A 23,338-nucleotide genomic window follows, 5' to 3' on the forward strand; every position below is an offset into this window, starting at 1 on the left:
ACGCCTTCGGCAACCTCATCCGCGAACGACGCGGCAAGGGCCAGCAACTCGTCACTGAGTACCGCTACGACTGCCAGCATCGGTTGGTCGGGGTTACAACGCCCAACGGCCAAACCGCCAGCTATCGCTATGACCCATTTGGACGCCGCATCAGCAAAACCGTGGACGACAAAACCACCGAGTTTTTCTGGCAAGGCGACAAGCTGATTGCCGAACACCATGCAGAGCGCCATCGCAGCTATCTCTACGAACCCGACAGCTTCCGCCCATTGGCCCTGTTGGAAGGTTTCGGCCCAAAAGAAACCACGCCCTACCACTACCAACTCGACCACCTCGGCACCCCGCAGGAACTGACCAGCCCCGAAGGCGAAATCATCTGGTCCGCCCACTACCGCGCCTACGGCCAGATCGCCCGGCTCGACGTGGGCAAGGTCGACAATCCGCTGCGGTTTCAAGGCCAGTATTTCGATGCGGAAAGCGGGCTGCATTACAACCGCCATCGCTACTACAATCCGGATATTGGTCGTTACCTGACACCGGACCCGGTGAAGTTGGCGGGGGGGATCAATGGGTACCAGTACGTACTCAATCCAACGGGATGGACAGACCCGTTAGGCTTGAATAATTGCCCGGGGCAAAACGGATGCAATGCTAGAACAGAGCCTCAGGATCCCGCGATTGATGCCAAAGTCAATGCAGGCGAACCAAATAGGCCCTCTGCAACACAACGTCCGACAGCATTTGCCAGCGAGTCAAAACTAAATGAGCATTACGAGAAGCATGGACCTGAATTCGGCGCTGGCTCCAGTCACGAATACTTACTCACCGCACAACATGTAATAAATGAAGGCACGCCGGTTCATTATTCGTATAGAAACACCCCAACAACCGGATACGTTTTACTAATGGGAACAAATAGAACAGGGCAAGCGAAATTTGCGTTTGCGGGAACGAATACAAGCGGTCATATTACGACGTTGCATGCAAAAAGCGGAAAAGACTTCTGGAGGATGATAAATGGCGACCCCTCTGACAAAACCATCAGACCATACAGAAAATAGCTATATAAAAGCACAGGTGTTAGCACTCAATGAGCATATAGAGGAAGACATAACTCTGCTCATTGAAGGAACCATCATAAATTGCTTCGTCAGCTACTGCCCATATGACATAGAGATCGGGAAGACCTACAACGTCGAGCTGACAATGAATCTATCTGACGATTATGAGATCGAGAAGGTCGAACCGAGAGCACCATTGATTGAAAAGATAAGACCCGGCTACGCCTACCTGCTTTATGGAAACCTATGCGACACACAGTTTCACAGCTTCGCCTCATTAAACGATGAGGATATACACTATGACCACCCTGAATATAACGAGCATTTCATAAAACTAAAAGTCGACAGAATCGACGTCAGCTTTCGTTGATCATCAAGCGAGCCCGCATGAAAACGAATTCTTTGGCTCGGTGCCTCCTAGACGATGAGCCGAATACCCAGCACAATCGGCTCACAAAATGAGCCGAATAGACCCTCTATTCGGCTCACGCACCCAGGCACTCATCCATGGATCATCCGAACTGGATCTGGCAACACACCGACTGGCCTCACTTTCACTGGCAGCCTGGGCGGCTGGCGGCCTTGCTGCGCGAGTGTGGGCAGGCCCAAGGCAAGCTACTGGGCATGCTGGGTTCTGTCACCCAGGCAGTCAGCGCGCAGAATGAATTGGATGCCCTGCTGCAAAATATCCTGACCTCTTCGGCCATCGAGGGTGAGCAGTTGAACGTTGGTTCGGTGCGCTCCTCCCTGGCACGACGAATGGGTTTGGAAGTCACGAAGGACGGCCAGGTCAGCCGCCGCAGTGAAGGGCTGGCCGATCTGATGATGGATGCCACCGAGCAATTTGCGCAGCCGTTCACCCTCGCGCGCCTGATGAATTGGCACCATTTGTTGTTCCCAGAGCCTGAGGCAGGCTTTGCCACACGCGAGCTCAGCGTCGGCGCGTTGAGGGGCAATGAGCCGATGCAGGTGGTGTCGGGCAGGCTTGATCGGCCAACCGTGCATTTTGAGGCGCCGCCACGTCACGGCCTGGAGCACGCTGTGGAGGATTTCCTGGAGTGGTTCGAAACCAGTCGCAATCAACCTGAACTGGATCCATTGGTTCGTGCAGGTGTTGCGCATTTCTGGTTCATCACCTTGCATCCTTTCGATGACGGCAATGGTCGCCTGACGCGCGCCATCACTGACTTGGCCTTGGCCCAAGGCGAACACCACGCCATTCGCTTTTACGCCATGTCGGCCAGCATCCTGGAGGACCGGGCCGGTTACTACACCGCCTTGGAGTCCAGTCAAAAGGCCACGCTGGATATCACCGACTGGCTGGAATGGTTTCTTAAAACCCTGTTGCGCAGCCTGCAACAGGCGATGACACGGATAGACCGGGTGTTGGCCAAAAGCCGGTTCTGGCAGCAGCACCGTGGCGTCTCGCTCTGCGTCGAGCAAGTCAAGGTACTCAATCGCCTGCTCGAGGGTGGTGAGCGGGGCTTCGAACAGGGCATCAGCGCCGCGCAATACCAAGCGGTGGCCAAAGTGTCCAAGGCCACTGCGACGCGGCACCTGGCAGACCTGCTGGAGAAAAACTGCCTGGTGCGCCTCCCCGGGGGTGGCCGCAGTACGCGTTATCACGTCAATCCCCCTTACGAGTAACCCCCACTCATTTGCCCCAATCCCCCATGTCTGCTAGTGTCGCGCCGGTTTACCGTCTACCGGAATTGCCGCCATGGCCCGCAAAAAAGTTGCACTCGATTTCGAACAATCCCTCGCCGACCTGCAAGCCCTGGTCGAGCGTCTGGAGAACGGCGAGTTGTCGCTGGAAGACTCGTTGACAGCGTTTGAGCAAGGCATCGGCCTGACCCGCGACTGTCAGAGCGCGTTGGCGCAGGCGGAGCAGAAGGTCCAGGTGTTGCTGGAGCGTGACGGGGAGTTGGCCGAAGAGCCTTTCGATGCGGAACAGCCGGAATGATCAGCGCATACCAGGCCAGTAGCCAAGCCCGGGTGAATGCCGCGCTGGAGCCCCTGTTTGTTGCGCCAAGCCCGGAAATGACGCGCCTCTATGAGGCCATGCGCTACAGCGTGATGAATGGCGGCAAGCGTGTGCGCCCGTTGCTGGCCTATGCCGCCTGCGAAGCTCTCGGGGCGCCGGCAGCCGAGGCGAATGGTGCGGCCTGTGCGGTCGAGTTGATCCACGCCTATTCCCTGGTGCATGACGACTTACCGGCAATGGACGACGATGATTTGCGTCGCGGCCAGCCCACCACCCACAAAGCCTTCGATGAGGCCTACGCAATTCTGGCCGGAGATGGCTTGCAGAGCCTGGCGTTCAGCGCATTGCTGGACCCGACGCTAAGCAGCGTCAACGCCGAGATCCGCCTGCGCATGGTCACCGCCTTGGCCCACGCCGCAGGCCCGGCTGGCATGGTCGGCGGGCAAGCCATCGACATGGGCTCGGTCAGCCTCAAGCTGGATCAAAAAGCCTTGGAACACATGCATCGCCACAAGACCGGCGCGCTGATTGAGGCGGCCGTGCAGTTGGGCGCCCTGGCCAGTGGCCGCGCCGGCGCCGAGCAATTGGCGGCCCTGCAGACCTACTCCCGCGCTATCGGCCTGGCCTTCCAGGTGCAGGACGATATTCTCGACGTGGAAAGTGATACCGCCACCCTCGGCAAACGCCAAGGCGCCGATATCGCACGGAACAAGCCGACTTATCCTGCATTGCTGGGGCTGCAAGCCGCCAAGGCGTATGCCGTCGAGCTGCGCGACCAGGCCCTGGATGCCCTGCGACCTTTCGACGCGGCGGCCGAGCCACTGCGTGACCTGGCGCGGTATATCGTCGAACGTCGCCACTGACAGCCGCGGCCATTTGCGCCGCATATCGGCCAAGTTAGGCCCTCTGCGTGGGCAGTTTGCACGGCTTGAGGTAAACTGCCGCCTCTTCTATACCTATAACGATTCGCCTGATGCCCACGACGTTTCAAGAGATTCCCCGCAAACGCCCGTCTACGCCCCTGCTCGACCGTGCTGCCACGCCGGACGGCCTGCGTCGACTGGGTGAAGCCGAGCTGGAAACCCTGGCCGATGAGCTGCGCCTGGAATTGCTCTACACGGTCGGCCAGACCGGTGGGCATTTTGGCGCCGGGCTGGGCGTGATCGAGCTGACCATCGCCTTGCATTACGTGTTCGACACCCCGGACGACCGGCTGGTGTGGGACGTGGGCCACCAGGCGTATCCGCATAAAATCCTCACCGGCCGTCGCGAGCGCATGGCCAGCCTGCGCCAGAAGGACGGCCTGGCCGCCTTCCCGCGCCGTTCCGAGAGCGAGTACGACACCTTTGGCGTCGGCCACTCCAGCACGTCCATCAGTGCAGCGCTGGGCATGGCGATTGCCGCCCGCCTGCAAGGCAGTGAGCGCAAGGCGATTGCGGTGATTGGTGATGGCGCGCTGACCGCAGGCATGGCCTTCGAAGCGCTGAACCATGCGCCGGAAGTGGACGCCAACATGTTGGTGATCCTCAACGACAACGACATGTCGATTTCGCGCAACGTGGGTGGCCTGTCCAATTACCTGGCGAAGATCCTCTCCAGCCGTACCTACGCCAGCATGCGCGAAGGCAGCAAGAAAGTGCTGTCGCGCCTGCCTGGCGCGTGGGAAATCGCGCGTCGCACCGAAGAATACGCCAAGGGCATGCTGGTACCCGGCACCCTGTTCGAAGAGCTGGGCTGGAACTACATCGGCCCTATCGACGGCCACGACCTGCCCACCCTGATCGCCACGTTGCGCAACATGCGCGACCTCAAGGGCCCGCAATTCCTGCATATTGTCACCAAAAAAGGCAAAGGTTTCGCTCCGGCGGAAGTCGACCCGATTGGTTACCACGCGATCACCAAGCTCGAACCCCTCGATGCCCCCGCCGCCGCGCCGAAAAAGGCCAGCGGGCCGAAGTATTCCGGGGTGTTTGGCGAATGGCTGTGCGACATGGCCGCCGCCGACCCGCGTCTGGTAGGGGTTACCCCGGCGATGAAGGAAGGCTCCGATCTGGTGGCGTTCAGCGAGCGTTTCCCGCTGCGTTACTTCGACGTGGCGATTGCCGAGCAACACGCCGTTACCTTCGCGGCCGGCATGGCCTGCGAAGGCGCCAAGCCAGTAGTGGCGATCTACTCCACCTTCCTGCAACGCGGTTATGACCAGCTGGTTCACGATGTGGCGGTGCAGAACCTCGATGTGCTGTTCGCCATCGATCGCGCCGGCCTGGTAGGCGAAGACGGCCCGACCCATGCCGGCAGTTTCGATCTCTCGTACCTGCGCTGCATCCCCGGCATGCTGGTGATGACTCCGAGCGACGAGAACGAACTGCGCAAGATGCTCAGCACCGGCCACCTGTACAACGGCCCGGCCGCTGTGCGGTACCCGCGCGGCACCGGCCCGAACGCCGTGATCGAAAAAGACCTGGAGCCGATTGAAATCGGTAAAGGCATCGTGCGTCGCCAAGGCAGCAAAACTGCATTCCTGGTGTTTGGCGTACAACTGGCCGAAGCCTTGAAAGTCGCTGAGAAGATCGACGCTACCGTGGTCGACATGCGGTTCGTCAAGCCACTGGATGACGCGTTGGTGCGCGAGATCGCCGCTGGCCATGAGCTGCTGGTGACCGTCGAAGAGAACGCCATCATGGGCGGCGCCGGTGCGGCGGTCAGCGAGTTCCTGGCGCGGGAGAATATCCTCAAGTCGGTGCTGCACCTGGGCTTGCCGGATGTATACGTTGAGCACGCCAAGCCGGCGCAGATGCTGGCTGAATGCGGGTTGGATGAGGCGGGTATCGAGGCGTCCGTTCGCGAGCGCCTGGCGCTACTGAATCTGTAATCTGCCCCAAATGTGGGAGCTGGCTTGCCTGCGATGACGGCGGCACATTCGCTAACAATGTGTCAGATACACCGCTATCGCAGGCAAGCCAGCTCCCACAGTGGTTTTGCATGACCTTCGAATGCTATGGACAGCCCATGAAACGCCTGTGCCTTGCCCTGCTGCTGCTACCCTGCGCTGACCTGCTCGCCGACACCCGCGACCAGGCCCTGAAGCTCTCCGACGTGGTCATCAGCGCCAACCGCCAAGTCCAGGCGCGTAATGACAGCAGCGCCGCCAACACCGTATTCACCCGCGCCGACATCGACCGCCTTCAGCCCACCAGTGTCACCGACCTGCTCAGCCGCGTGCCGGGCGTGCAAGTTGCGCCAACCGGTGGGCGTGGCAGTTTGCCGGGGATTTTCATTCGCGGCACCAAGTCGGCGCAGAGCCTGGTGCTGGTGGACGGCCAACGCATCGCCAACACCACCTCCGGCGACAGCGGCTTGCAATACCTCAACGTCGATCAGATTGAACGGGTGGAAGTGCTGCGCGGTTCACGTTCGGTGATTTACGGCAGCGATGCGATTGGCGGGGTGATTCAGGTGTTTACCCGGCGCAATGCCGAGCAAGGCTTGCAGCCGCGCTTGAAACTGGGCTTTGGCAGCAACCAGACCTGGGAGCGCAGCTTGGGCCTGTCGGGCGGCGATGAACACACGCGTTTCAACCTGGGCGCGAGCCTGGATGAAACCGCCGGTATCAACGCGAGCCACGCGTCGTTTCCCAGTGACGGCGACCATGATGCGTACCGCAACCAGTCCATCAGCCTGAACCTCAGCCATTCGTTCAGCGATGAGCTGGAGGCGGGCTTCAACCTGTGGGATAACCGTGGCAAGTCGGAGTACGACAACAGTTATGGCCGCTACGACGGCGCCACCGGGCAGAGCCTGGGCCAGAAACCCTACACCGACTACACCGTGAGCAGCGCCAGCGGCTATCTTGATGCCAAGCTCAATGACAGCTGGCAGTCGCGCCTGGAGCTGGGCCACAGTGAAAACCGCGACACCAAGCGCGATACCCTCAGCGATGATTACAGTGCATTCAACACCTACCGCGACTCGGTCAATTGGCAGAACGACCTGACCCTGGATGAGCAAAACAGCCTGATCGTCGGCGGCGACTGGTACGAAGATCGTTTCCACGGTTCTACCACCTTTACCGAGAACAGCCGCTGGAACCGGGCAGCGTTCGTGCAGCATCGCTTCCATAGCCAGTGGTTTTCCACCGAGCTGGGCCTGCGCCGCGACCAGAACCAGCAGTTCGGCGGCCAGAACAGTTGGAGCGGCACCCTGACCTTGCCGGTCAACCCTGACAATGACCTGCTCTTGAGCTACAGCGAAGGCTTTCGCGCGCCGACCTTCAACGACCTCTATTACCCCGACACCCAGTACAGCAACCCCAACCTGCAGCCCGAGACATCAAAGAGCTACGAGCTGCAATGGCGCAGCCAACTGAGCGACAGCACGCGCCTGGAAGCCTCGCTGTATCGCACCGACCTGAGCGACGCGATTATCCTTGACGCTGGCAAGCCGCAAAACGTGGCGTCGGCGCGGATCAACGGCTTTGAAGCGGCGCTCAAGCAGGAACTGTTTGGCTGGCAGGGCAACCTGGGCCTGTCGCTTATCGACCCGCGTGACCGTGACAACGGCCACACCCTGGCACGTCGCGCCCGGCGAACGGTGAACCTGGATCTGGACCGGCAATTTGATCAACTCGGTCTCGGCGCCAGCTGGCAAGCGATCAGCAGCAGCTACGACGATGAAGCCAACCGCAACCGTCTGGGCGGTTATGCCTTGTTGGGGCTGCGCAGTAGTTGGGCGTTGAACCGGGAGGTGTCGTTGTCGTTGAAGGTGGATAACGTGCTGGACAAGTCTTACGCACGGGCGAAGTACAGCTACCTCGGGGAAAGCCAGAATTATCGTGAAGAAGGTCGGGTGTGGATGGTTGGGGTGACGTGGACACCTGAGATCTAAGTAGCCTGATCCGGCGTCATCGCAGGCAAGCCAGCTCCCACAATTGAAATGCATTCCCCAGTGGGAGCTGGCTTGCCTGCGATAGCGTTGTCACAAGTTCGGCGCAATCACCTGGCACAACCGCCCCACCGCCTCCAACATCTGCCCGCTGGGCCGCTCCAGGCCCTTGTCCGGCACCAACCGCACCCGAGCAGCCATCGCCGGCCATGCCTTCCAGGCCTCCTTCTGAGCCTGATCCCCCACCAGGATCACCTCGGGGTCTCGCGCCAGCACCGATTCGATATTCACCTGCGGCGCCGGCAACTTCAGGTCATCAAACACATTGCGCGCCCCGCACACACTGAGGGCATCGCTGATGATCTGCCCACCGCCCACGGTGTACAGCGGCTGGTTCCACACTTGGTAGAACACACGCAGCGGCTCGGCCCGCTGGTAGCGCTGGCGCAACTCGGCCAAGCGCTGGCGTAATTGTGCGGCACGCTGGCGCCCCGCCTCAGCTCGGCCTAATTGCTCGGCAATGGCCTGCACCTGAGTGGTCAGTTGTTCAAGGCTGTGGGGTTCGGCGACGTACACCGGGATATTCAACCGCTGGAGCTGCTCACGCTGGGCCGGGCCAACGCTGCTAGGCCACAGCAGAATCAAGTCGGGCTTGAGGCTGAGCAGGCGCTCCATGTCCAACTGGCCGTAATTCCCGACCGAAGGCACCGTCGCCAACGCCGCCGGGCGGTCACCACCGTCAAGCACGCCGACCAGCAAGTCCTCGGCCCCCAGTTCAAGCACGATTTCAGACAGTGACGGCGCCAGGCTGACAACCCGCTCGACCGGCCAGCCCTGGGCACTGAATACCAGCAGCAGCGCCAGCCAATAGCGCTTCATCCCAGCTGGCGCGGTATGCGATAGAGATAGAACAACACCAGCGTCGACAGCGCCAACAGAAACAGCGGCACCGCCTCCAGGCCGACGAATACCGCCAGCGCGCCAATCCAGGCCGGTAACGCTGCAACCAGCAACGCCGTGCGCCGACGCGCCGCCAGGGTGATCCAGGCTGCGGGCTCTTCAGCAGTATCAAGGGCTTTGGAGGTGGCGATCAGCGCGTGTTTGTAGGCGTGAAAATAACGCAGGCTGAGAAACATCGAGGCCATGCCGGCGATGAAGAACGGCATGGCCAAGACGGGCAACAAGGATTCAGCCCGGCCAAACAGCAGGTTGATCACGAACAACGGCAGCAACGCCAGGGCCAGGTACTGCCACCAGTTGAAGGACAGTCGCCGTTTCACCTGGCCACGGGTCACGCGCGGTCGACCTCGCCCTGGTGCTCGTTGCCCATCATGTGATCGAGCTTGCTGGCTTTGGTGGCCAGGTAGAGTTTGTTGTGCGGGTTATGCCCGGTGTGCAGTGGTACGCGCTCGGCCACGGTGATGCCCATCTCGGTCAAGGCTTTGACCTTTCGGGGGTTGTTGGTCATCAGGCGCAGGGATTTGACCCCCAGGTGCTCGAGCATCGGCAGGCAGATGGCGTAGTCGCGCTGGTCGGCAGCAAAGCCCAGGCGCTCGTTGGCCTCGACGGTGTCGGCGCCGCCGTCTTGCAGCTCGTAGGCACGAATCTTGTTCAACAGGCCAATGCCCCGGCCTTCCTGGCGCAAGTACAGCAACACGCCACGCCCTTCACGGGCGATGGCTTGCAGTGCGGCCTCCAGTTGCGAGCCGCAGTCACAGCGCTGGCTGAACAGCGCATCGCCGGTCAGGCACTCGGAATGCACACGCCCCAGCACCGGCGCGCCATCGGTGATGTCGCCGAGGCTGAGCACAACGTGCTCGCGCCCGGTGGCTTCTTCAAGAAAGCCGTTCATGGTGAACGTGGCAAAAGGGGTAGGCAGCTTGGAAGCGGCGACGAAAACGACGGGCACCGTGTGCTCCTGATTTCAGATTTCACAGAGGCGGGCATTGTAACAGCACGTTCCTACAGACGCTTAAGCTGAATTATCGCTGATAAAGATCAATAGGTTCGATTGGCCTTTGAGTCAGTTCTATGGGCGTCAGAACGGATACGGCTGTTTCCAGCGTTCGAATATCGCTTTCAACTCACCGGTCTGGACCAGGATACCCAAACGCTGGTCATACACGGCCATCAATGCCCTGCCGCGCTCGGTGTCGGCAAAGCCTACGTAGAGCGGCAGCTCAGCGATATGGGTGAGTTTGAACAGCGCCGGGTCTTGCGCCTGGCTGAGCACGTATTTGGCTTCGGTGAGGGCGTCGATATAAAAATCGGCACGGCCGTGTTGCAGCATTGGCAGAATGCCGCTGCGCCGCTCGATCTGGTTGAAGCGGCGCACGGTGGGCAGGTATTCCTCGTATTTATAGCCGCGCACCCAGGCCAGGCGGTAGTTGCCCAGGGTCGCCAACGTCGGCGTGGGTGAAGTTGCCAGCCCGAGAGCGTAGACATGATCGGCGTCGAAGTTCCAGCGCGGGTACAGCACTGCGCTGACCTCATCGCGGTAGGTGCCGACACAACCATCCGCCTCACCACGCTGGGCCAGGCCGACCGATCGGGTATAGGGCACGCTGCGAGTTTCCAGGGTAATGCCTGCTGGCTCGAAGACGCGGCGCAGCAGGTCCCAGGCCAGGCCGCTACCATCTTTGTTGGTGTAGTCGTTCCACTCTTCACTGGCCAGCACGATTTTGCCGGGCACGGGAGTGTCCGCCTGGGCCAGGGAAACGAAGGTACACAGCACGATCAGCAGCCAGCGGCGTGCAGCCATAGTCACGGCCTCTTACTCGGGATAATCGTATAAAGGGTAGCGCAGACCGCCGGCTTAGGGCGTCTGGCGAAAATGCTGGTAGCCGCGCACAGCCGGGGTGATGTCCTGGCCGTGGACGTCGAGCAGCGTTACGCCCTGCCCGGCTTCGACCCGGCCGACCACATGCACCGGCCAGCCATCCGCCTGCAACGGCGCTAACTCGGACGGTGGCAAGGTGAACGCCAGCACATAGTCGTCGCCCCCACTCAACGCCGCCACGTGAGCCTGGTCTTCACCAACAAACGCCAGCAACGCCTCGGACAACGGCAACCGCTGGCGCTCAACCACCAGGCGCACCGCTGACGCCTTGGCGATATGCCCACAGTCAGCCAACAGCCCATCGGAGATATCCATCGCCGCTGTCGCCTTGCCCCGCAGCGCCAGCCCCAAGGCCAGCTGCGGTTGCGGCGACCAGTAATGCGCCAACAGCGGCTCGGCGATTGCTGCGTCAGCCGTGCGTTGCCCCAATACCAGCGGCAAGGCGCCAGCGGCATTGCCCAACTCGCCGCCCACACACAGCAAATCACCCGGCTGTGCACCGCTGCGCGTCAAGGCCTGGCCAGCTGGCACACGGCCGAACACGGTCAGGGTCAGGCTCAGCGGCCCACGGGTGGTGTCACCGCCCACCAAGCCTACGCCGCAGCTTTGCGCCATGGCGCTCAAGCCTTGGGCATAGCGTTGCAGCCAATCGGCTTCGACGCTCGGCGTGGTCAGGGCAAGGGTAAAGGCGAGGGGGTGGGCGCCCATGGCGGCCAGGTCGCTCACCGCCACGGCCAGCGAGCGCTGGCCGAGCAGGAACGGGTCACAGGGGTCGGCAAAATGCACGCCAGCCACCAGCGTATCGGTGGAGACTGCCAGTTGCTCCCCGGCGGGAAGCGCCAGCAAGGCGCAGTCGTCGCCGATCCCCAGGGCAATGCCTTCGCCGCCTTGCGCACAAGGCGCGGCGGCGAAGTATGTGCGGATCAGCTCAAACTCACCCATTGAGGAATCAAGCGCAGATTAGCGCTTGTGTTCCTTCACTTCGGCTTCACGCAGGCGTGGGGCCAGCTTGTCGAGCACGCCGTTGACGAACTTGTGGCCGTCGGTCGAACCGTAGACTTTCGCCAGTTCGATGCCTTCGTTGATCACGACGCGGTACGGCACGTCGACGCGCTTGAGCAGCTCCCAGGTGGACAGGCGCATCACGCACAGCTCAACCGGGTCGAGTTCTTCGATGGTCAGGTCCAGGCATGGCGCCAGGGCTGTGTCGATCTCGGTCAGGTTGGCATGCACGCCGTGCAGGATGTCGTGGAAGTAGCTCTGGTCGGCGAAGGTGAAATCGTTATCGACGCGAAACTGTGCCTCGATTTCGTTCAGCGAAGCGCCTGCCAGGTGACGCTGGTACAGCGCCTGGGTCGCAAGTTGACGCGCCTTGCGACGCTTCTCGCTCTTGGACGGTTTGCCGGCATCGGCAGGACGCGGGTCCTGAGGGTTGAACTGATCGCTTTCGTCGGAAATCACTTGGCCTCCAACTGCGACAGCAGGCTGACCATTTCCAGGGCGGACAAGGCAGCTTCAGCGCCTTTGTTACCGGCTTTGGTGCCGGAACGCTCGATGGCTTGCTCGATGGAATCAACGGTCAGTACGCCGAAAGCGACTGGCACGCCGAATTCCATGGACACCTGGGCCAGGCCCTTGGTGCATTCGCCGGCCACGTATTCGAAGTGCGGGGTACCGCCACGAATGACCGCGCCCAGGGCGATGATCGCCGCGTATTCACCCTGCTGAGCAACTTTTTGCGCAACCAGTGGAATTTCGAAGGCGCCAGGCGCGCGGATAAGGGTGATATCGCTCTCGCTCACACCGTGGCGAACCAGGGCGTCAACCGCACCGCTTACCAGGCTCTCAACCACGAAGCTGTTGAAGCGGCCAACCACCAGGGCATAGCGGCCTTTGGGGGCGATGAAGGTACCTTCGATGGTCTTCAGGGTCATTCGACAAATCTCTTAAAGAGCCGGGACGCGAAAAGTGCGTCCCTCAGTGATGATTTAACCGCGAACAAGGGGCAAGAATCGCCGGCCTTTATTCGGAGGGCACGTATTCTACAACTTCCAGGTCGAATCCGGATATCGCATTAAATTTCATCGGTGCGCTCATCAGGCGCATTTTGCGCACGCCCAGGTCGCGCAGGATCTGCGAACCGGCACCGACGATGCTGTAGGTGGTCGGTTTTTTCACCGGCACGGCGTCGGCGGTTTCGCGGATGTGCGCCAGCAGCACATCACCATCGAGCGGGTGACCGAGCAACAGCACCACACCGCTGCCGGCCTCGGAAACCGCAGCCATGGCGGCGCGCAGGCTCCAGCGACCGGGCTGCTTGACCATCAACAGGTCACGCAGTGGGTCCATGTTGTGTACGCGTACCAGGGTCGGTTCTTCTGCGCAAATGTTGCCCAGGGTCAGGGCCATATGCACGTCGCCTTCCACTGAATCACGGTAGGTCACCAAATTGAATTGGCCCAGCTCGCTGTCCAGTGGCTGCTCGGCAATCCGCTGAACGGTACGTTCGTGGATCATCCGGTAGTGAATCAGGTCGGCGATGGTGCCGATCTTGAGGTTGTGCTCTGCGGCAAAGGCTTCGAGTTCAGTACGACGGGCCATGGTGCCATCGTCGTTCATCACTTCGCAGATCACCCCGCTTGGCTCGAAACCGGCCATGCGCGCCAGGTCGCACGCGGCTTCGGTGTGGCCGGCACGGGCCAGGGTACCGCCCGGTTGGGCCATCAGCGGGAAGATATGGCCGGGGCTGACGATGTCTTCAGCCTTGGCGTCTTTCGCCGCCGCAGCTTGCACGGTGCGGGCGCGGTCAGCGGCGGAAATGCCAGTAGTGACGCCCGTGGTGGCTTCAATCGATACGGTGAACTTGGTGCCGAAACCCGAGCCATTGCGCGGCGCCATCAAGGGCAGCTTGAGCAATTCGCAGCGTTCACGGCTCATGGGCATGCAGATCAGCCCCCGGGCGTGCTTGGCCATGAAGTTGATGTGCTCGGGCTTGCACGCTTCGGCGGCCATGATGATATCGCCTTCGTTCTCGCGATCTTCGTCATCCATAAGGATGACCATCTTGCCTTGGCGGATGTCTTCAACCAGTTCTTCGATGCTATTGAGCGCCACGCGGCACCCCCTTGGTCAGGATTTCAGGTAGCCGTTAGCGGCCAGAAAACTTTCGGTGATGTTGCCTGATGCAGGCTCTGCGGCCTTTTCGCCCAGCAACAGGCGCTCCAGGTAACGGGCAAGCAAGTCCACTTCCAGGTTCACCCGGCGACCCGGCTGGTACGAGGCCATGATGGTTTCGCTGAGGGTGTGGGGAATGATGGTCAGTTCAAATTCGGCGCCATTCACCGCGTTCACGGTCAGGCTGGTGCCATCGACGGTGATCGAGCCTTTGTGGGCGATGTACTTGGCCAGCTCTTTGGGCGCGCGGATGCGGAATTCCACCGCGCGGGCGTTCTCGCTGCGGGCCACCACTTCGCCGACACCGTCGACGTGGCCGCTGACCAGGTGACCGCCCAGGCGCGTGGTGGGCGTCAGGGCTTTTTCCAGGTTGACCGGGCTGCCGGCCGCAAGATCGTTCATCGCGGTGCAGTCCAGGGTTTCCCGGCTGACGTCGGCAGCAAAGCCGTTGCCCGGCAGTTCGATGACGGTCAGGCACACGCCGCTGACGGCGATGCTGTCGCCCAGCTTGACGTCGCCGAGGTCCAGCTTGCCGGTTTCAACCAGCAGGCGGACATCCCCGCCTTTGGGGGTCATTGCACGGATGCTGCCGATGGATTCGATAATGCCGGTGAACATTTCGTTCTCCTGAAAACGAGGGGGCTGACGCTCAAGCGCAGGCCGGGAATTATACGCTCACTGCTGGGACGGGGATGGCAGTGACTCGCCAGTCGTCGCCCACAGCGCGCATTTCGGTGATCTTGAGTTGGGGAGCATCGGCCAACTTATCAAGCGGCCAGTCCAGCAACGGGCGGGCAGCGGAGCCGAGGAACTTGCCGGCGATGAATATCACGTATTCATCCACCAGGCCTTGTTGGGCAAACGCGCCGGCCAGGCTTGGGCCGGCTTCCACCAACACATCGTTGACGCCACGAGCAGCCAGGGCGACCAATGCCGAGCGCAGGTCAACCTGGCCCTCCACACCTGGAACCACAAGGCACTCAGGGCCGCGGGGGAACTGGTTTTCCGGAGTCACGCAGGTGATGACCAATGCCGGGCCGGCCTTGAAGAACGGCGCGTTGAGCGGCACCCGCAGGCGGCCATCGATCAGCACGCGCAACGGCGGGCGCGACATGGCCAGGGCGGTGGTTGCGTCGTCCAGGCCCAGTTCGGCGGCGCGTACGGTCAAGCGGGCACCGTCGGCCAGTACCGTGTCGGCACCGGTCAACACCACACTGGCCTCGGCACGCAAGCGTTGCACCGCAGCACGGGCGGCGGGGCCGGTGATCCATTGGCTTTCGCCGCTGGCCATCGCCGTGCGGCCGTCCAGGCTCATCGCCAGCTTGACCCGCACAAACGGCAGACCGTGCTCCATGCGCTTGAGGAAGCCAGGGTTAAGCGCCCGCGCTTCGGTTTCCAGCACACCGCTACGCACCTCGATACCGGCCTGGGCCAGGCGTTGCATGCCTCGGCCAGCCACTTCGGGGTTCGGGTCCTGCATGCCGGCCACCACCCGCGCGACGCCGGCGGTCACCAGCGCATCGGCACAGGGCGGCGTACGGCCATGATGGCTGCACGGTTCAAGGGTCACGTACACCGTCGCGCCACGGGCCTTGTCGCCAGCGGCGCGCAGAGCATTGGGCTCGGCATGGGGCTCGCCGGTGCGCTCATGCCAGCCTTCGCCGACAATCTGCCCATCACGCACTATCACGCAGCCGACCCGCGGGTTGGGGTGGGTGGTGTACAGGCCCTTGCGCGCCAATTCGAGGGCACGGGCCATGTAATGGGCGTCAAGCACAGCCTGTTCAGATGTCATTGTTTGGAGGGCTCACGGGCCAGGCGGTCGATCTCTTCGCGGAACTCATTGAGGTCCTGGAAGCGTCGATACACCGAGGCAAAACGGATATAGGCGACTTCGTCGAGCTTTTGCAGCTCGCCCATCACCAACTCGCCGACCACCAGGCTCTTGACCTCGCGCTCGCCGGTCGCCCGCAGCTTGTGCTTGATATGCACCAGCGCCGCTTCCAGGCGCTCAACACTCACCGGGCGTTTTTCCAGGGCGCGCTGCATACCGGCGCGCAGTTTTTCTTCGTCGAAAGGCTGGCGGCTGCCGTCGGACTTGATCAGACGCGGCAACACCAGTTCGGCGGTTTCGAAGGTGGTGAAACGTTCACCACAGGCCAGGCATTCGCGCCGGCGACGCACTTGGTCGCCCTCGGCGACCAGACGCGAGTCGATGACCTTGGTGTCGTTGGCACCGCAGAAGGGACAGTGCATGGTTGGCAGGCAACAAAAAATGGGAGGGCCATGGTAGCGCATCCCTGTGGCAAGACAAGCCATAGCCTTTACGGTATATAGGCAGGCTTATATGTTTCATATTTTTAAGCCACGGATTTTGTCCTTTCTGGAGCCGTACATGCAGTTACGACCACTCGTTCTACTCAGCCTGTTCAGTTTTCTGGTCGCCTGCAGCAGCGAAGCCCCCAAGCCGGCCGCGCCTCAACCAACACCGGCGCAAGAGAAAAAAGTCCCGGGCATTGAAGACCTCGGCCCCCTGCCCGCCTATCAGCGCGAAATCAGCGGCAGCCTGACCAACGTGCCCGCCGGTGCCGAAGTCGAGATGGCGCTCTTGGTGATCGACGACCGTTCGCGCCCGCAGCAACTGCTCGCCAGCAGCGTACTGAGCGGCAACGGCAAGCCCCTGGCCTTCCGCCTGCGCTTCAACCCTGAAGCCTTCCCGGCCGGTGCCCGCGTGGAATTGCGCGGCCGCGCCAGCCAGTCCGGCCAGTTGATCCTGCATCTGCCTGCCGTGCGCGTCACCCAGGCGATCACCCAGAGCACCGGCCCCTTGCAACTCGTCAAGGCACCATGACACCACCGCTGCACCTGCAGCGTGCCTTGAGCGAACTGATCGGCGACGCGCAATTAGTGCCCTGCCCACTGCCGGGCACCGAATTATCGCTGTGGCTGCTCGACGCCGACAACATGGACCGCGCCTTCAGCCAGGAAGAAACCCGGCGCATCCTGCATGAGCCGCCCTACTGGAGCTTTTGCTGGGCCAGCGGCCTGGCGTTGGCCCGCTACCTGGCAGCGCATCCTGAGTGGGTCGCCGGCAAACGCGTGCTGGATTTCGGCGCAGGTTCGGGCGTAGCCGGGATCGCCGCCGTCAAGGCTGGGGCCCTGGAGGTGGTGGCCTGCGACCTGGACCCACTGGCCTTGGCCGCTTGCCGTGCGAATGCCGAACTCAACCAGGTGGCGCTGAGTTATTCGGCAGACTTTTTTGCCGAAGCCGACCGCTTCGACCTGATCCTGGTGGCCGACGTACTCTACGACCGCGCCAACCTGCCGTTGCTGGATCAGTTCCTGACCCGCGGCCGCGAAGCGCTGGTGGCGGATTCACGGGTACGGGACTTCCAGCATCCGGATTATCAGCGGTTGGAGATCCTCGAGGGTTTGACCCTGCCGGACCTGGCCGAGCCTTGGGAGTTTCGCAAGGTGAGCCTGTACCATTCGCGGCGCGCTTGAGGCCATCGCGGGCAAGCCCCAATGCCAGTCAGTTAAGGTTTTTTTGTAGGAGCGAGCTTGCTCGCGAAAAACTCACAGGCGCCGCGTTCATTCAGCAAGCACGCGTTATCGTTGACGATTTTCGCGAGCAAGCTCGCTCCTACAGTAGGCGATGGCCGCTTAACTGACTGCGATGGGGCAAGCCCGCTCCCACAGGGGAATGCATTTCAAAGGTGAGAGCTGGTTTGCCTGCGATAGCGGTCTTGAATCCAGGATGCTTTCAGCCAACCTCGCCAGCCCTTATAGTTGCCCCATTCCCGCTTTATTCGAGACGCCCCATGAGTGAGCCCACGCCGTACATCTTCGACGTCACCACCGCCAACTTCGACCAGGCCGTTATCCAGAACTCCTTTGAAAAGCCCGTATTGGTCGATTTCTGGGCCGAGTGGTGCGCCCCCTGCAAAGCACTGATGCCAATGCTGGCGAAGATTGCCGAGAGTTATCAGGGTGAGTTGCTGCTGGCCAAGATCGACTGCGAAGCCGAACAGGACATCGTGGCGCGTTTTGGCATTCAAAGCCTGCCGACGGTGGTGCTGTTCAAGGATGGCCAACCGGTGGACGGTTTTGCCGGTGCACAGCCGGAGTCGGCAGTGCGGGCGATGCTGGAGCCCCATGTGCAAATGCCACCGCCGGCTGCGGCGGATCCGTTGGAGCAGGCTCAGGCGCTGTTCAGCGAAGGGCGTATCAGCGAGGCCGAAGCGTTGCTGATGCAATTGTTGGGCGAGGACAATACCAACGCCGCCGCTCTGATCCTGTATGCACGCTGCCTGGCCGAACGCGGTGAATTGGGTGAAGCCCAGGCCTTGCTCGACGCGGTCAAGAGCGACGACCACAAGGCCGCCCTGGCCGGGGCCAAGGCGCAAATCACCTTCCTTCGCCAGGCTGCGGATTTGCCGGACGCTGCCGAGCTGAAAAGCCGCCTGGCGCAAAACCCGCAGGATGACGAAGCGGCCTATCAGTTGGCGATCCAGCAACTGGCGCGCCAGCAATACGATGCGGCACTGGAAGGTTTGCTCAAGTTGTTTATCCGCAATCGCAGCTACAGCGAAGGCCTGCCCCACAAGACCTTGCTGCAAGTGTTCGAATTGCTGGGCAATGATCACCCGCTGGTCACGGTATATCGCCGCAAGTTGTTTGCCGCGTTGTATTAACCCAACCTTGTAGGAGCGAGCTTGCTCGCGAAAAACGACAACGATAACGCGGGCATCCTGAATGAACGCGGAGCCTGAGGTTTTTTCGCGAGCGAGCTCGCTCCTACAAAGGGCCAATCCATGTGTAGAGCGGTGTGTCGCCGCCGCTGGCCACCTTCACGTTCGCGCTGTGGCGCAGACGCACCAACAGGCGCTTGCCCGCCCCGGCATCGCCAGCCAAGCCTTCGAGTTGGTCGAGCAATTCCAGGCCATTGAGTTGCCCGGCCTTGCGTAGCAAATCCTGGGCGTTCTGCCACAGGTCTTCGTTCTGTTTGACCGGCGCCGCAGCCGGTGCGCTGGGCGTTGGAGCGGCCTGCAGTTGAGCGCCTAATCGCGCCCAATCGCCGTCGTCCAGCTCCAGGGTCAAGTCCACCGGCAACTCACCGATGGTTCCACGAATTCGCAACATCGTCCTTACTCCTGCATTTTTCTGACGGGCATGCTCCCATGCAGCTTGCGCAACACCAAGCGGGCGGTCAAACTCTCGGATCAATTGTTATAAGATCACATAACAAAACTTTCATCCTGGAGCCCTCTCATGCGCCGTTTGCTGCTTGCTTTGCCGTTTGCCCTGCTGCCACTGGCTGTCGCTCATGCTCACGAAGACCACGACCACGAGCACGGCAGCCTCGGCGCCCATGAACATGGCGTCGGGCGCCTGAATGCCGTACTGGACGGCCAGGCCCTGGAGCTGGAACTGGACAGCCCGGCCATGAACCTGGTGGGTTTCGAACATGCCGCCACCAGCGCCGCCGACAAAGCCAAGGTCGCCGCCGTACGCAAGCAGCTGGAAAATCCATCGGCACTGTTCAACCTGCCCAAGGCCGCAGGTTGCGTGGTCAGCAGCCAGGAACTCAACAGCCCGTTGTTCGGTGACAAACCAGAAGCCGAGCATGACGACGATGACCACGCCACCGATGGCAAGGGCGCAGCCGCCCACAAGCATGATCACGACCACAGTGAAATCCACGCCCATTACCAGTTCACCTGCGCCACGCCGGCGGCCCTGGGCAACCTGGACTTGAGCCAAGTGTTCAAGACCTTCCCCGCCACGCAGAAAATTCAGGTACAACTGATCGGCCCTAGCGGTCAGCAAGGTGTTGAAGCGACGGCCACCGCCGCCACCCTGAAGTTCTGACTTGAAAGCACAGTCCCTGTGGGAGCTGGCTTGCCTGCGATACAGGCGATGCGGTGCAGCAGGCACACCGTAGCGATGCCATCGCGGGCAAGCCAGCTCCCACAGTGGATCGGCGCCATTTTCGACTACCAGGCGACACTGACTTCCCATGACTCAAGCGTTAATCGAACTGTCCGACCTGGGCTTCAACTGGCCCGGTCACCCGCAGTTGCTGGACATTCCCGCGTTCAGCCTGGAACCCGGGGAAACCGTGTTCCTCAAGGGCCCGAGCGGCAGTGGCAAGACCACTCTGCTCGGGCTGTTGGGAGGCGTGCAGAAACCCAGCCAGGGCAGCATCCGCCTGCTCGGCCAGGAGTTGACCGAACTCTCGGCCGGCGCTCGTGACCGTTTCCGTGTGGACCACACCGGTTATATCTTCCAGCAGTTCAACTTGCTGCCGTTTCTGTCGGTACGCGAAAACGTCGAGCTGCCTTGCCACTTTTCCAAGCTTCGCGCACAACGGGCCAAACAGCGCCACGGCAGTGTCGACCAGGCCGCCGCGGCCTTGCTAGCGCACTTGGGTTTGAAGGACCCGAGCCTGCTGGAACGCCGCGCCGATTCGCTGTCCATTGGCCAGCAACAAAGGGTGGCCGCTGCCCGAGCGCTGATCGGACAACCGGAACTGGTGATTGCCGACGAACCCACCTCGGCCCTGGACTACGACGCCCGCGAAGCCTTCCTGCAGTTGCTGTTCGCAGAATGCCGCGAAGCGGGCGCCAGCCTGTTGTTTGTCAGCCATGACCAGAGCCTGGCGTCGCTGTTCGACCGCAACCTGTCGCTGGCCGAACTCAATCGCGCCGCCATGCCCGCGGAGGTTTGAGATGTATCTGTTCCGTCTAGCCATGGCCAGCCTGGCTAACCGCCGCTTTACCGCGATCCTCACCGCGTTTGCCATCGCGCTTTCCGTCTGCTTGCTGCTCGCGGTGGAGCGTGTGCGCGTCGAGGCGCGCAACAGTTTCGCCAGCACCATCAGCGGCACCGACCTGATCGTCGGCGCTCGTTCCGGCTCGGTCAACCTGCTGCTGTATTCGGTGTTCCGCATTGGCAACGCCACCAACAACATCCGTTGGGACAGCTACGAGCACTTCGCCGCCAACCCTCAAGTGAAATGGGCGATCCCGATCTCCCTCGGCGACTCCCATCGCGGCTACCGGGTGATGGGCACCAACGAATCCTACTTCGAGCACTACCAGTACGGGCGCAAGCAAAACCTCGAGCTGGCCAGCGGCCGCGCCTTCGCCACCGACCCGTTCGAGGTGGTGCTCGGCGCCGAAGTGGCCGACGCGCTGCATTACAAACTCGGCGACAAGCTGGTGCTGGCCCACGGCGTGGCGGTGGTCAGCCTGGTCAAGCATGACGACAAGCCGTTCACGGTGGTCGGTATTCTCAAGCGCACCGGCACGCCGGTGGACCGCACGCTGCATATCAGCCTCGGCGGCATGGAAGCGATCCATATCGACTGGCACAACGGTGTGCCGGCTCAGGGCAAAGGCCGCATCAGTGCTGACCAGGCGCGCAATATGGACCTGACGCCGCAGGCCATTACCGCGTTCATGCTCGGCCTGAACAACAAGATTTCCACCTTCGCCTTGCAACGGGAGATCAATGAATTCCGTGGCGAGCCAATGCTGGCGATCCTGCCCGGTGTCGCGCTGCAAGAACTCTGGAGCATGATGGGCACTGCCGAAAAAGCCTTGTTTGTGATCTCGCTGTTCGTAGTACTGACCGGTTTGATCGGCATGCTCACGGCGATCCTCACCAGCCTTAACGAGCGCCGCCGCGAGATGGCGATCCTGCGGTCGGTGGGCGCGCGGCCTTGGCACATCGCAACGCTGCTGATCTTCGAAGCCTTCGCCTTGGCCTTGTCTGGAGTGGTGGCGGGACTGGGGTTGCTGTACCTGTGCATCGCCGCCTCGCGGGGTTATTTGCAGGCCAACTACGGTCTGGACCTGCCGATGTCGTGGCCGAGCGAATATGAATGGACGTTGCTCGCCGGTATCCTGGCAGCCGCCCTGTTGATGGGCAGCGTGCCCGCGTGGCGCGCCTACCGCCAATCTTTGGCCGATGGCCTGTCCATCCGTTTATGAGGAAGGCTTCGATGCGTCGTGCCCTGTTTGCCCTGTTGTTGTTGATAGCCGTGCCTGCCTGGGCGCAGGAACAGCCCAAGGATCTGTCCTGGCAGGAGATGATCCCGCCGGATGCGCCACCTGAAGTGCCCAATATGAAGCCGCTGCACGACCTGTCGAACATGGCCGATGCCTTGTCCGTCGAAGCCGCGCCCGCAGCCAGGCAAGACATGCCCAACGCGCCGGTGGTACAGAGCCTGGACGGCCAGCACATTCGCCTGCCGGGGTATATCGTGCCCCTGGAAGTCAGCGAAGAAGGCCGCACCACGGAGTTTCTGCTGGTGCCGTATTTCGGCGCATGCATCCATGTGCCGCCACCGCCATCGAACCAGATCGTGCATGTGAAAAGTGAAGTCGGGGTGAAGCTCGATGAGCTGTATCAACCGTACTGGATCGAGGGCGCGATGCAGGTCAAGCCATCGTCCAGCGAATTGGCGGACGCTGGCTACCAGATGGATGCACAGAAGATTTACATGTACGAGCTTGAGGAATAACTCCACACACCGAAGCTCCCACAGGTTTAGATCAGTGGCGCAAGTGACTGATCACCCTTTCATTGAGCTGAGTCAAAAGACCGTACGGAACGATCTTTACCATTGGACGTACAACTTTTAAACGTCCTTTGGAGCTCCCATGAACAAGTCTCTGCTCGGCGCGTCCCTCTTCGCGCTCGCCCTCGTCGCCCCCGTCGCTCACGCTCACCAGGCGGGCGATATTCTGGTTCGCGCCGGTGCAATTACCGTGAACCCGAAGGCCGACAGCAGCAGCGTCAAGGTTGACCAGGGCCCATTGGCCGGCACCAATCTGGGCGGCAAGGCGACCATGAGCAGCGACACCCAACTGGGCTTGAACTTCGCCTACATGATCACCGACCACGTCGGCATCGAATTGCTCGCGGCCACGCCGTTCGAGCATGACGTGAAGATCAAGAACACCGCCCTGGGCGCCGCCAATGGCAAGCTCGGCACGCTGAAGCACCTGCCGCCGACCTTGAGCGTCGTGTACTACCCGCTGGATCACAAATCCGCGTTCCAACCGTATGTGGGCGCCGGTATCAACTACACCTGGATCTACGACGAGCACGTGGGCAGCCGCGCCGAACAGGCTGGTTTCAGCAACTTCAAGGCCGAGAACTCCTGGGGCTGGGCTGCACAGATCGGCGCCGACTACATGATCAACGACAAGTGGATGATCAACGCCCAGGCGCGCTACATCGACATCAGCACCAAAGCGACTGTGGATAACAACGCGCTGGGCCAGGGCACTCGGGCCAAGGTCAATGTGGATGTAGACCCGATGGTTTACATGGTGGGTATCGGCTACAAGTTCTGAGTTCGGTTTAAGCCACACCGCATAACCCATG

27 protein-coding genes are annotated in these 23,338 nt (G+C 61.5%); 15 read left to right on the forward strand and 12 right to left on the reverse strand.

Going from position 1 to position 23,338, the window contains the following annotated elements; translation table 11 throughout:
• The 7 genes from GIV26_RS19160 to GIV26_RS19190 all read left to right on the forward strand — a co-directional run.
• The coding region (locus tag GIV26_RS19160) for an RHS repeat domain-containing protein (RefSeq protein ID WP_236281882.1) at nucleotides 1-1,061 on the forward strand (1,061 nt) is incomplete at its 5' end.
• Entirely contained in the window at nucleotides 1,018-1,431 is a 414-nt protein-coding gene (locus GIV26_RS19165) for a hypothetical protein (RefSeq protein WP_236281884.1), read from the forward strand. The genes GIV26_RS19160 and GIV26_RS19165, both read left to right, overlap by 44 nt.
• 137 nt (nucleotides 1,432-1,568) lie before the next feature.
• Complete coding sequence (locus tag GIV26_RS19170) at nucleotides 1,569-2,708, forward strand: Fic family protein (RefSeq protein ID WP_200647568.1); 1,140 nt, start codon at nucleotides 1,569-1,571, stop codon at nucleotides 2,706-2,708.
• Nucleotides 2,709-2,781: 73 nt separating this feature from the next.
• Nucleotides 2,782-3,024 (forward strand): exodeoxyribonuclease VII small subunit, encoded by a 243-nt coding sequence (locus GIV26_RS19175; RefSeq protein WP_003194556.1) that lies wholly within the window; start codon nucleotides 2,782-2,784, stop codon nucleotides 3,022-3,024.
• Nucleotides 3,021-3,908 carry a (2E,6E)-farnesyl diphosphate synthase gene (gene ispA, locus GIV26_RS19180; protein WP_236281886.1) on the forward strand — a complete coding sequence of 296 codons (888 nt, stop codon included), beginning with the start codon at nucleotides 3,021-3,023 and terminating at the stop codon, nucleotides 3,906-3,908. The genes GIV26_RS19175 and ispA overlap by 4 nt, the downstream gene beginning before the upstream one ends.
• Before the next feature lie 110 nt (nucleotides 3,909-4,018).
• A complete protein-coding gene (dxs, locus tag GIV26_RS19185) occupies nucleotides 4,019-5,917 on the forward strand; it encodes a 1-deoxy-D-xylulose-5-phosphate synthase (RefSeq protein WP_057975577.1) in 1,899 nt (632 codons plus the stop codon).
• Nucleotides 5,918-6,054: 137 nt separating this feature from the next.
• Nucleotides 6,055-7,929, forward strand: a complete 1,875-nt coding sequence (locus GIV26_RS19190) for a TonB-dependent receptor domain-containing protein (protein ID WP_236281888.1) — start codon at nucleotides 6,055-6,057, stop codon at nucleotides 7,927-7,929.
• Nucleotides 7,930-8,019: 90 nt separating this feature from the next.
• Here the strand turns inward: GIV26_RS19190 and GIV26_RS19195 are convergent, their stop codons facing one another.
• The 11 genes from GIV26_RS19195 to nrdR form a co-directional block, all read right to left on the reverse strand.
• Nucleotides 8,020-8,805, reverse strand: a complete 786-nt coding sequence (locus GIV26_RS19195; RefSeq protein ID WP_236281890.1) for a cobalamin-binding protein — start codon at nucleotides 8,803-8,805, stop codon at nucleotides 8,020-8,022.
• Nucleotides 8,802-9,221 (reverse strand): MFS transporter, encoded by a 420-nt coding sequence (locus tag GIV26_RS19200; RefSeq protein WP_236281892.1) that lies wholly within the window; start codon nucleotides 9,219-9,221, stop codon nucleotides 8,802-8,804. The genes GIV26_RS19195 and GIV26_RS19200 overlap by 4 nt, the downstream gene beginning before the upstream one ends.
• Nucleotides 9,218-9,835, reverse strand: a complete 618-nt coding sequence (ribA, locus tag GIV26_RS19205; protein WP_005791841.1) for a GTP cyclohydrolase II — start codon at nucleotides 9,833-9,835, stop codon at nucleotides 9,218-9,220. The genes GIV26_RS19200 and ribA overlap by 4 nt, the downstream gene beginning before the upstream one ends.
• 129 nt (nucleotides 9,836-9,964) lie before the next feature.
• On the reverse strand, nucleotides 9,965-10,687 hold the full coding sequence (locus GIV26_RS19210; protein WP_236281894.1) for a substrate-binding periplasmic protein: 723 nt from the start codon (nucleotides 10,685-10,687) through the stop codon (nucleotides 9,965-9,967).
• A gap of 54 nt (nucleotides 10,688-10,741) precedes the next feature.
• Complete coding sequence (gene thiL, locus GIV26_RS19215; protein ID WP_236281895.1) at nucleotides 10,742-11,707, reverse strand: thiamine-phosphate kinase; 966 nt, start codon at nucleotides 11,705-11,707, stop codon at nucleotides 10,742-10,744.
• An 18-nt stretch (nucleotides 11,708-11,725) separates the two neighbouring features.
• Nucleotides 11,726-12,226: a transcription antitermination factor NusB gene (gene nusB, locus GIV26_RS19220; RefSeq protein ID WP_014720126.1), complete on the reverse strand. Its 501-nt coding sequence runs from the start codon at nucleotides 12,224-12,226 to the stop codon at nucleotides 11,726-11,728.
• The gene (gene ribH, locus GIV26_RS19225; RefSeq protein WP_003194576.1) at nucleotides 12,223-12,699 is read right to left on the reverse strand and encodes a 6,7-dimethyl-8-ribityllumazine synthase; all 477 of its coding nucleotides are present in this window, start codon (nucleotides 12,697-12,699) and stop codon (nucleotides 12,223-12,225) included. The genes nusB and ribH overlap by 4 nt, the downstream gene beginning before the upstream one ends.
• 88 nt (nucleotides 12,700-12,787) lie before the next feature.
• On the reverse strand, nucleotides 12,788-13,879 hold the full coding sequence (ribBA, locus tag GIV26_RS19230; RefSeq protein ID WP_003194579.1) for a bifunctional 3,4-dihydroxy-2-butanone-4-phosphate synthase/GTP cyclohydrolase II: 1,092 nt from the start codon (nucleotides 13,877-13,879) through the stop codon (nucleotides 12,788-12,790).
• A 15-nt stretch (nucleotides 13,880-13,894) separates the two neighbouring features.
• Entirely contained in the window at nucleotides 13,895-14,557 is a 663-nt protein-coding gene (locus tag GIV26_RS19235) for a riboflavin synthase (RefSeq protein ID WP_014720128.1), read from the reverse strand.
• Between the two features lie 49 nt (nucleotides 14,558-14,606).
• A complete protein-coding gene (gene ribD, locus GIV26_RS19240; protein ID WP_019818853.1) occupies nucleotides 14,607-15,734 on the reverse strand; it encodes a bifunctional diaminohydroxyphosphoribosylaminopyrimidine deaminase/5-amino-6-(5-phosphoribosylamino)uracil reductase RibD in 1,128 nt (375 codons plus the stop codon).
• Nucleotides 15,731-16,195, reverse strand: a complete 465-nt coding sequence (nrdR, locus tag GIV26_RS19245; RefSeq protein WP_019818855.1) for a transcriptional regulator NrdR — start codon at nucleotides 16,193-16,195, stop codon at nucleotides 15,731-15,733. Before nrdR ends, ribD begins: the two co-directional genes overlap by 4 nt.
• A 139-nt stretch (nucleotides 16,196-16,334) precedes the next feature.
• On the opposite strand from nrdR, the gene GIV26_RS19250 reads away from it, so the two are divergent.
• From GIV26_RS19250 to trxA, 3 genes are all read left to right on the forward strand, one after another.
• Nucleotides 16,335-16,790 carry a YbaY family lipoprotein gene (locus tag GIV26_RS19250; protein ID WP_003194586.1) on the forward strand — a complete coding sequence of 152 codons (456 nt, stop codon included), beginning with the start codon at nucleotides 16,335-16,337 and terminating at the stop codon, nucleotides 16,788-16,790.
• A complete protein-coding gene (locus GIV26_RS19255) occupies nucleotides 16,787-17,443 on the forward strand; it encodes a class I SAM-dependent methyltransferase (protein ID WP_236281897.1) in 657 nt (218 codons plus the stop codon). The genes GIV26_RS19250 and GIV26_RS19255 overlap by 4 nt, the downstream gene beginning before the upstream one ends.
• Nucleotides 17,444-17,760: 317 nt before the next feature.
• On the forward strand, nucleotides 17,761-18,633 hold the full coding sequence (gene trxA / locus GIV26_RS19260) for a thioredoxin (RefSeq protein WP_236281899.1): 873 nt from the start codon (nucleotides 17,761-17,763) through the stop codon (nucleotides 18,631-18,633).
• Nucleotides 18,634-18,736: 103 nt separating this feature from the next.
• On the opposite strand, the gene GIV26_RS19265 is transcribed toward trxA, so the two are convergent.
• Complete coding sequence (locus tag GIV26_RS19265) at nucleotides 18,737-19,081, reverse strand: hypothetical protein (protein ID WP_054896938.1); 345 nt, start codon at nucleotides 19,079-19,081, stop codon at nucleotides 18,737-18,739.
• Between the two features lie 129 nt (nucleotides 19,082-19,210).
• On the opposite strand from GIV26_RS19265, the gene GIV26_RS19270 reads away from it, so the two are divergent.
• From GIV26_RS19270 to GIV26_RS19290, 5 genes are all read left to right on the forward strand, one after another.
• Complete coding sequence (locus tag GIV26_RS19270) at nucleotides 19,211-19,810, forward strand: DUF2796 domain-containing protein (RefSeq protein ID WP_054896939.1); 600 nt, start codon at nucleotides 19,211-19,213, stop codon at nucleotides 19,808-19,810.
• Between the two features lie 148 nt (nucleotides 19,811-19,958).
• Nucleotides 19,959-20,669 (forward strand): ABC transporter ATP-binding protein, encoded by a 711-nt coding sequence (locus tag GIV26_RS19275; RefSeq protein ID WP_236281901.1) that lies wholly within the window; start codon nucleotides 19,959-19,961, stop codon nucleotides 20,667-20,669.
• A 1-nt stretch (nucleotide 20,670) separates the two neighbouring features.
• A complete protein-coding gene (locus GIV26_RS19280; protein ID WP_054896941.1) occupies nucleotides 20,671-21,936 on the forward strand; it encodes an ABC transporter permease in 1,266 nt (421 codons plus the stop codon).
• A gap of 11 nt (nucleotides 21,937-21,947) precedes the next feature.
• Nucleotides 21,948-22,469 carry a DUF3299 domain-containing protein gene (locus GIV26_RS19285; RefSeq protein WP_200583388.1) on the forward strand — a complete coding sequence of 174 codons (522 nt, stop codon included), beginning with the start codon at nucleotides 21,948-21,950 and terminating at the stop codon, nucleotides 22,467-22,469.
• A 139-nt stretch (nucleotides 22,470-22,608) separates the two neighbouring features.
• Nucleotides 22,609-23,307 (forward strand): OmpW/AlkL family protein, encoded by a 699-nt coding sequence (locus GIV26_RS19290; protein WP_014720136.1) that lies wholly within the window; start codon nucleotides 22,609-22,611, stop codon nucleotides 23,305-23,307.
• The last annotated feature ends 31 nt before the right edge of the window (nucleotides 23,308-23,338 follow it).

The organism is Pseudomonas sp. PA-1-3F (assembly GCF_021609665.1).
Lineage (GTDB): Bacteria > Pseudomonadota > Gammaproteobacteria > Pseudomonadales > Pseudomonadaceae > Aquipseudomonas > Aquipseudomonas paracarnis.

What these genes read in the sequence shown, in the direction of transcription:
- GIV26_RS19165 (WP_236281884.1), top strand. Translation starts at nt 1,018, where the DNA reads ATGGCGACCCCTCTGACAAAACCATCAGACCATACAGAAAATAGCTAT.
- GIV26_RS19170 (WP_200647568.1), top strand. Translation starts at nt 1,569, where the DNA reads ATGGATCATCCGAACTGGATCTGGCAACACACCGACTGGCCTCACTTT.
- GIV26_RS19175 (WP_003194556.1), top strand. Translation starts at nt 2,782, where the DNA reads ATGGCCCGCAAAAAAGTTGCACTCGATTTCGAACAATCCCTCGCCGAC.
- ispA (WP_236281886.1), top strand. Translation starts at nt 3,021, where the DNA reads ATGATCAGCGCATACCAGGCCAGTAGCCAAGCCCGGGTGAATGCCGCG.
- dxs (WP_057975577.1), top strand. Translation starts at nt 4,019, where the DNA reads ATGCCCACGACGTTTCAAGAGATTCCCCGCAAACGCCCGTCTACGCCC.
- GIV26_RS19190 (WP_236281888.1), top strand. Translation starts at nt 6,055, where the DNA reads ATGAAACGCCTGTGCCTTGCCCTGCTGCTGCTACCCTGCGCTGACCTG.
- GIV26_RS19195 (WP_236281890.1), bottom strand. Translation starts at nt 8,805, where the DNA reads ATGAAGCGCTATTGGCTGGCGCTGCTGCTGGTATTCAGTGCCCAGGGC.
- GIV26_RS19210 (WP_236281894.1), bottom strand. Translation starts at nt 10,687, where the DNA reads ATGGCTGCACGCCGCTGGCTGCTGATCGTGCTGTGTACCTTCGTTTCC.
- thiL (WP_236281895.1), bottom strand. Translation starts at nt 11,707, where the DNA reads ATGGGTGAGTTTGAGCTGATCCGCACATACTTCGCCGCCGCGCCTTGT.
- ribH (WP_003194576.1), bottom strand. Translation starts at nt 12,699, where the DNA reads ATGACCCTGAAGACCATCGAAGGTACCTTCATCGCCCCCAAAGGCCGC.
- GIV26_RS19235 (WP_014720128.1), bottom strand. Translation starts at nt 14,557, where the DNA reads ATGTTCACCGGCATTATCGAATCCATCGGCAGCATCCGTGCAATGACC.
- ribD (WP_019818853.1), bottom strand. Translation starts at nt 15,734, where the DNA reads ATGACATCTGAACAGGCTGTGCTTGACGCCCATTACATGGCCCGTGCC.
- nrdR (WP_019818855.1), bottom strand. Translation starts at nt 16,195, where the DNA reads ATGCACTGTCCCTTCTGCGGTGCCAACGACACCAAGGTCATCGACTCG.
- GIV26_RS19250 (WP_003194586.1), top strand. Translation starts at nt 16,335, where the DNA reads ATGCAGTTACGACCACTCGTTCTACTCAGCCTGTTCAGTTTTCTGGTC.
- GIV26_RS19255 (WP_236281897.1), top strand. Translation starts at nt 16,787, where the DNA reads ATGACACCACCGCTGCACCTGCAGCGTGCCTTGAGCGAACTGATCGGC.
- trxA (WP_236281899.1), top strand. Translation starts at nt 17,761, where the DNA reads ATGAGTGAGCCCACGCCGTACATCTTCGACGTCACCACCGCCAACTTC.
- GIV26_RS19265 (WP_054896938.1), bottom strand. Translation starts at nt 19,081, where the DNA reads ATGTTGCGAATTCGTGGAACCATCGGTGAGTTGCCGGTGGACTTGACC.
- GIV26_RS19270 (WP_054896939.1), top strand. Translation starts at nt 19,211, where the DNA reads ATGCGCCGTTTGCTGCTTGCTTTGCCGTTTGCCCTGCTGCCACTGGCT.
- GIV26_RS19275 (WP_236281901.1), top strand. Translation starts at nt 19,959, where the DNA reads ATGACTCAAGCGTTAATCGAACTGTCCGACCTGGGCTTCAACTGGCCC.
- GIV26_RS19280 (WP_054896941.1), top strand. Translation starts at nt 20,671, where the DNA reads ATGTATCTGTTCCGTCTAGCCATGGCCAGCCTGGCTAACCGCCGCTTT.
- GIV26_RS19285 (WP_200583388.1), top strand. Translation starts at nt 21,948, where the DNA reads ATGCGTCGTGCCCTGTTTGCCCTGTTGTTGTTGATAGCCGTGCCTGCC.
- GIV26_RS19290 (WP_014720136.1), top strand. Translation starts at nt 22,609, where the DNA reads ATGAACAAGTCTCTGCTCGGCGCGTCCCTCTTCGCGCTCGCCCTCGTC.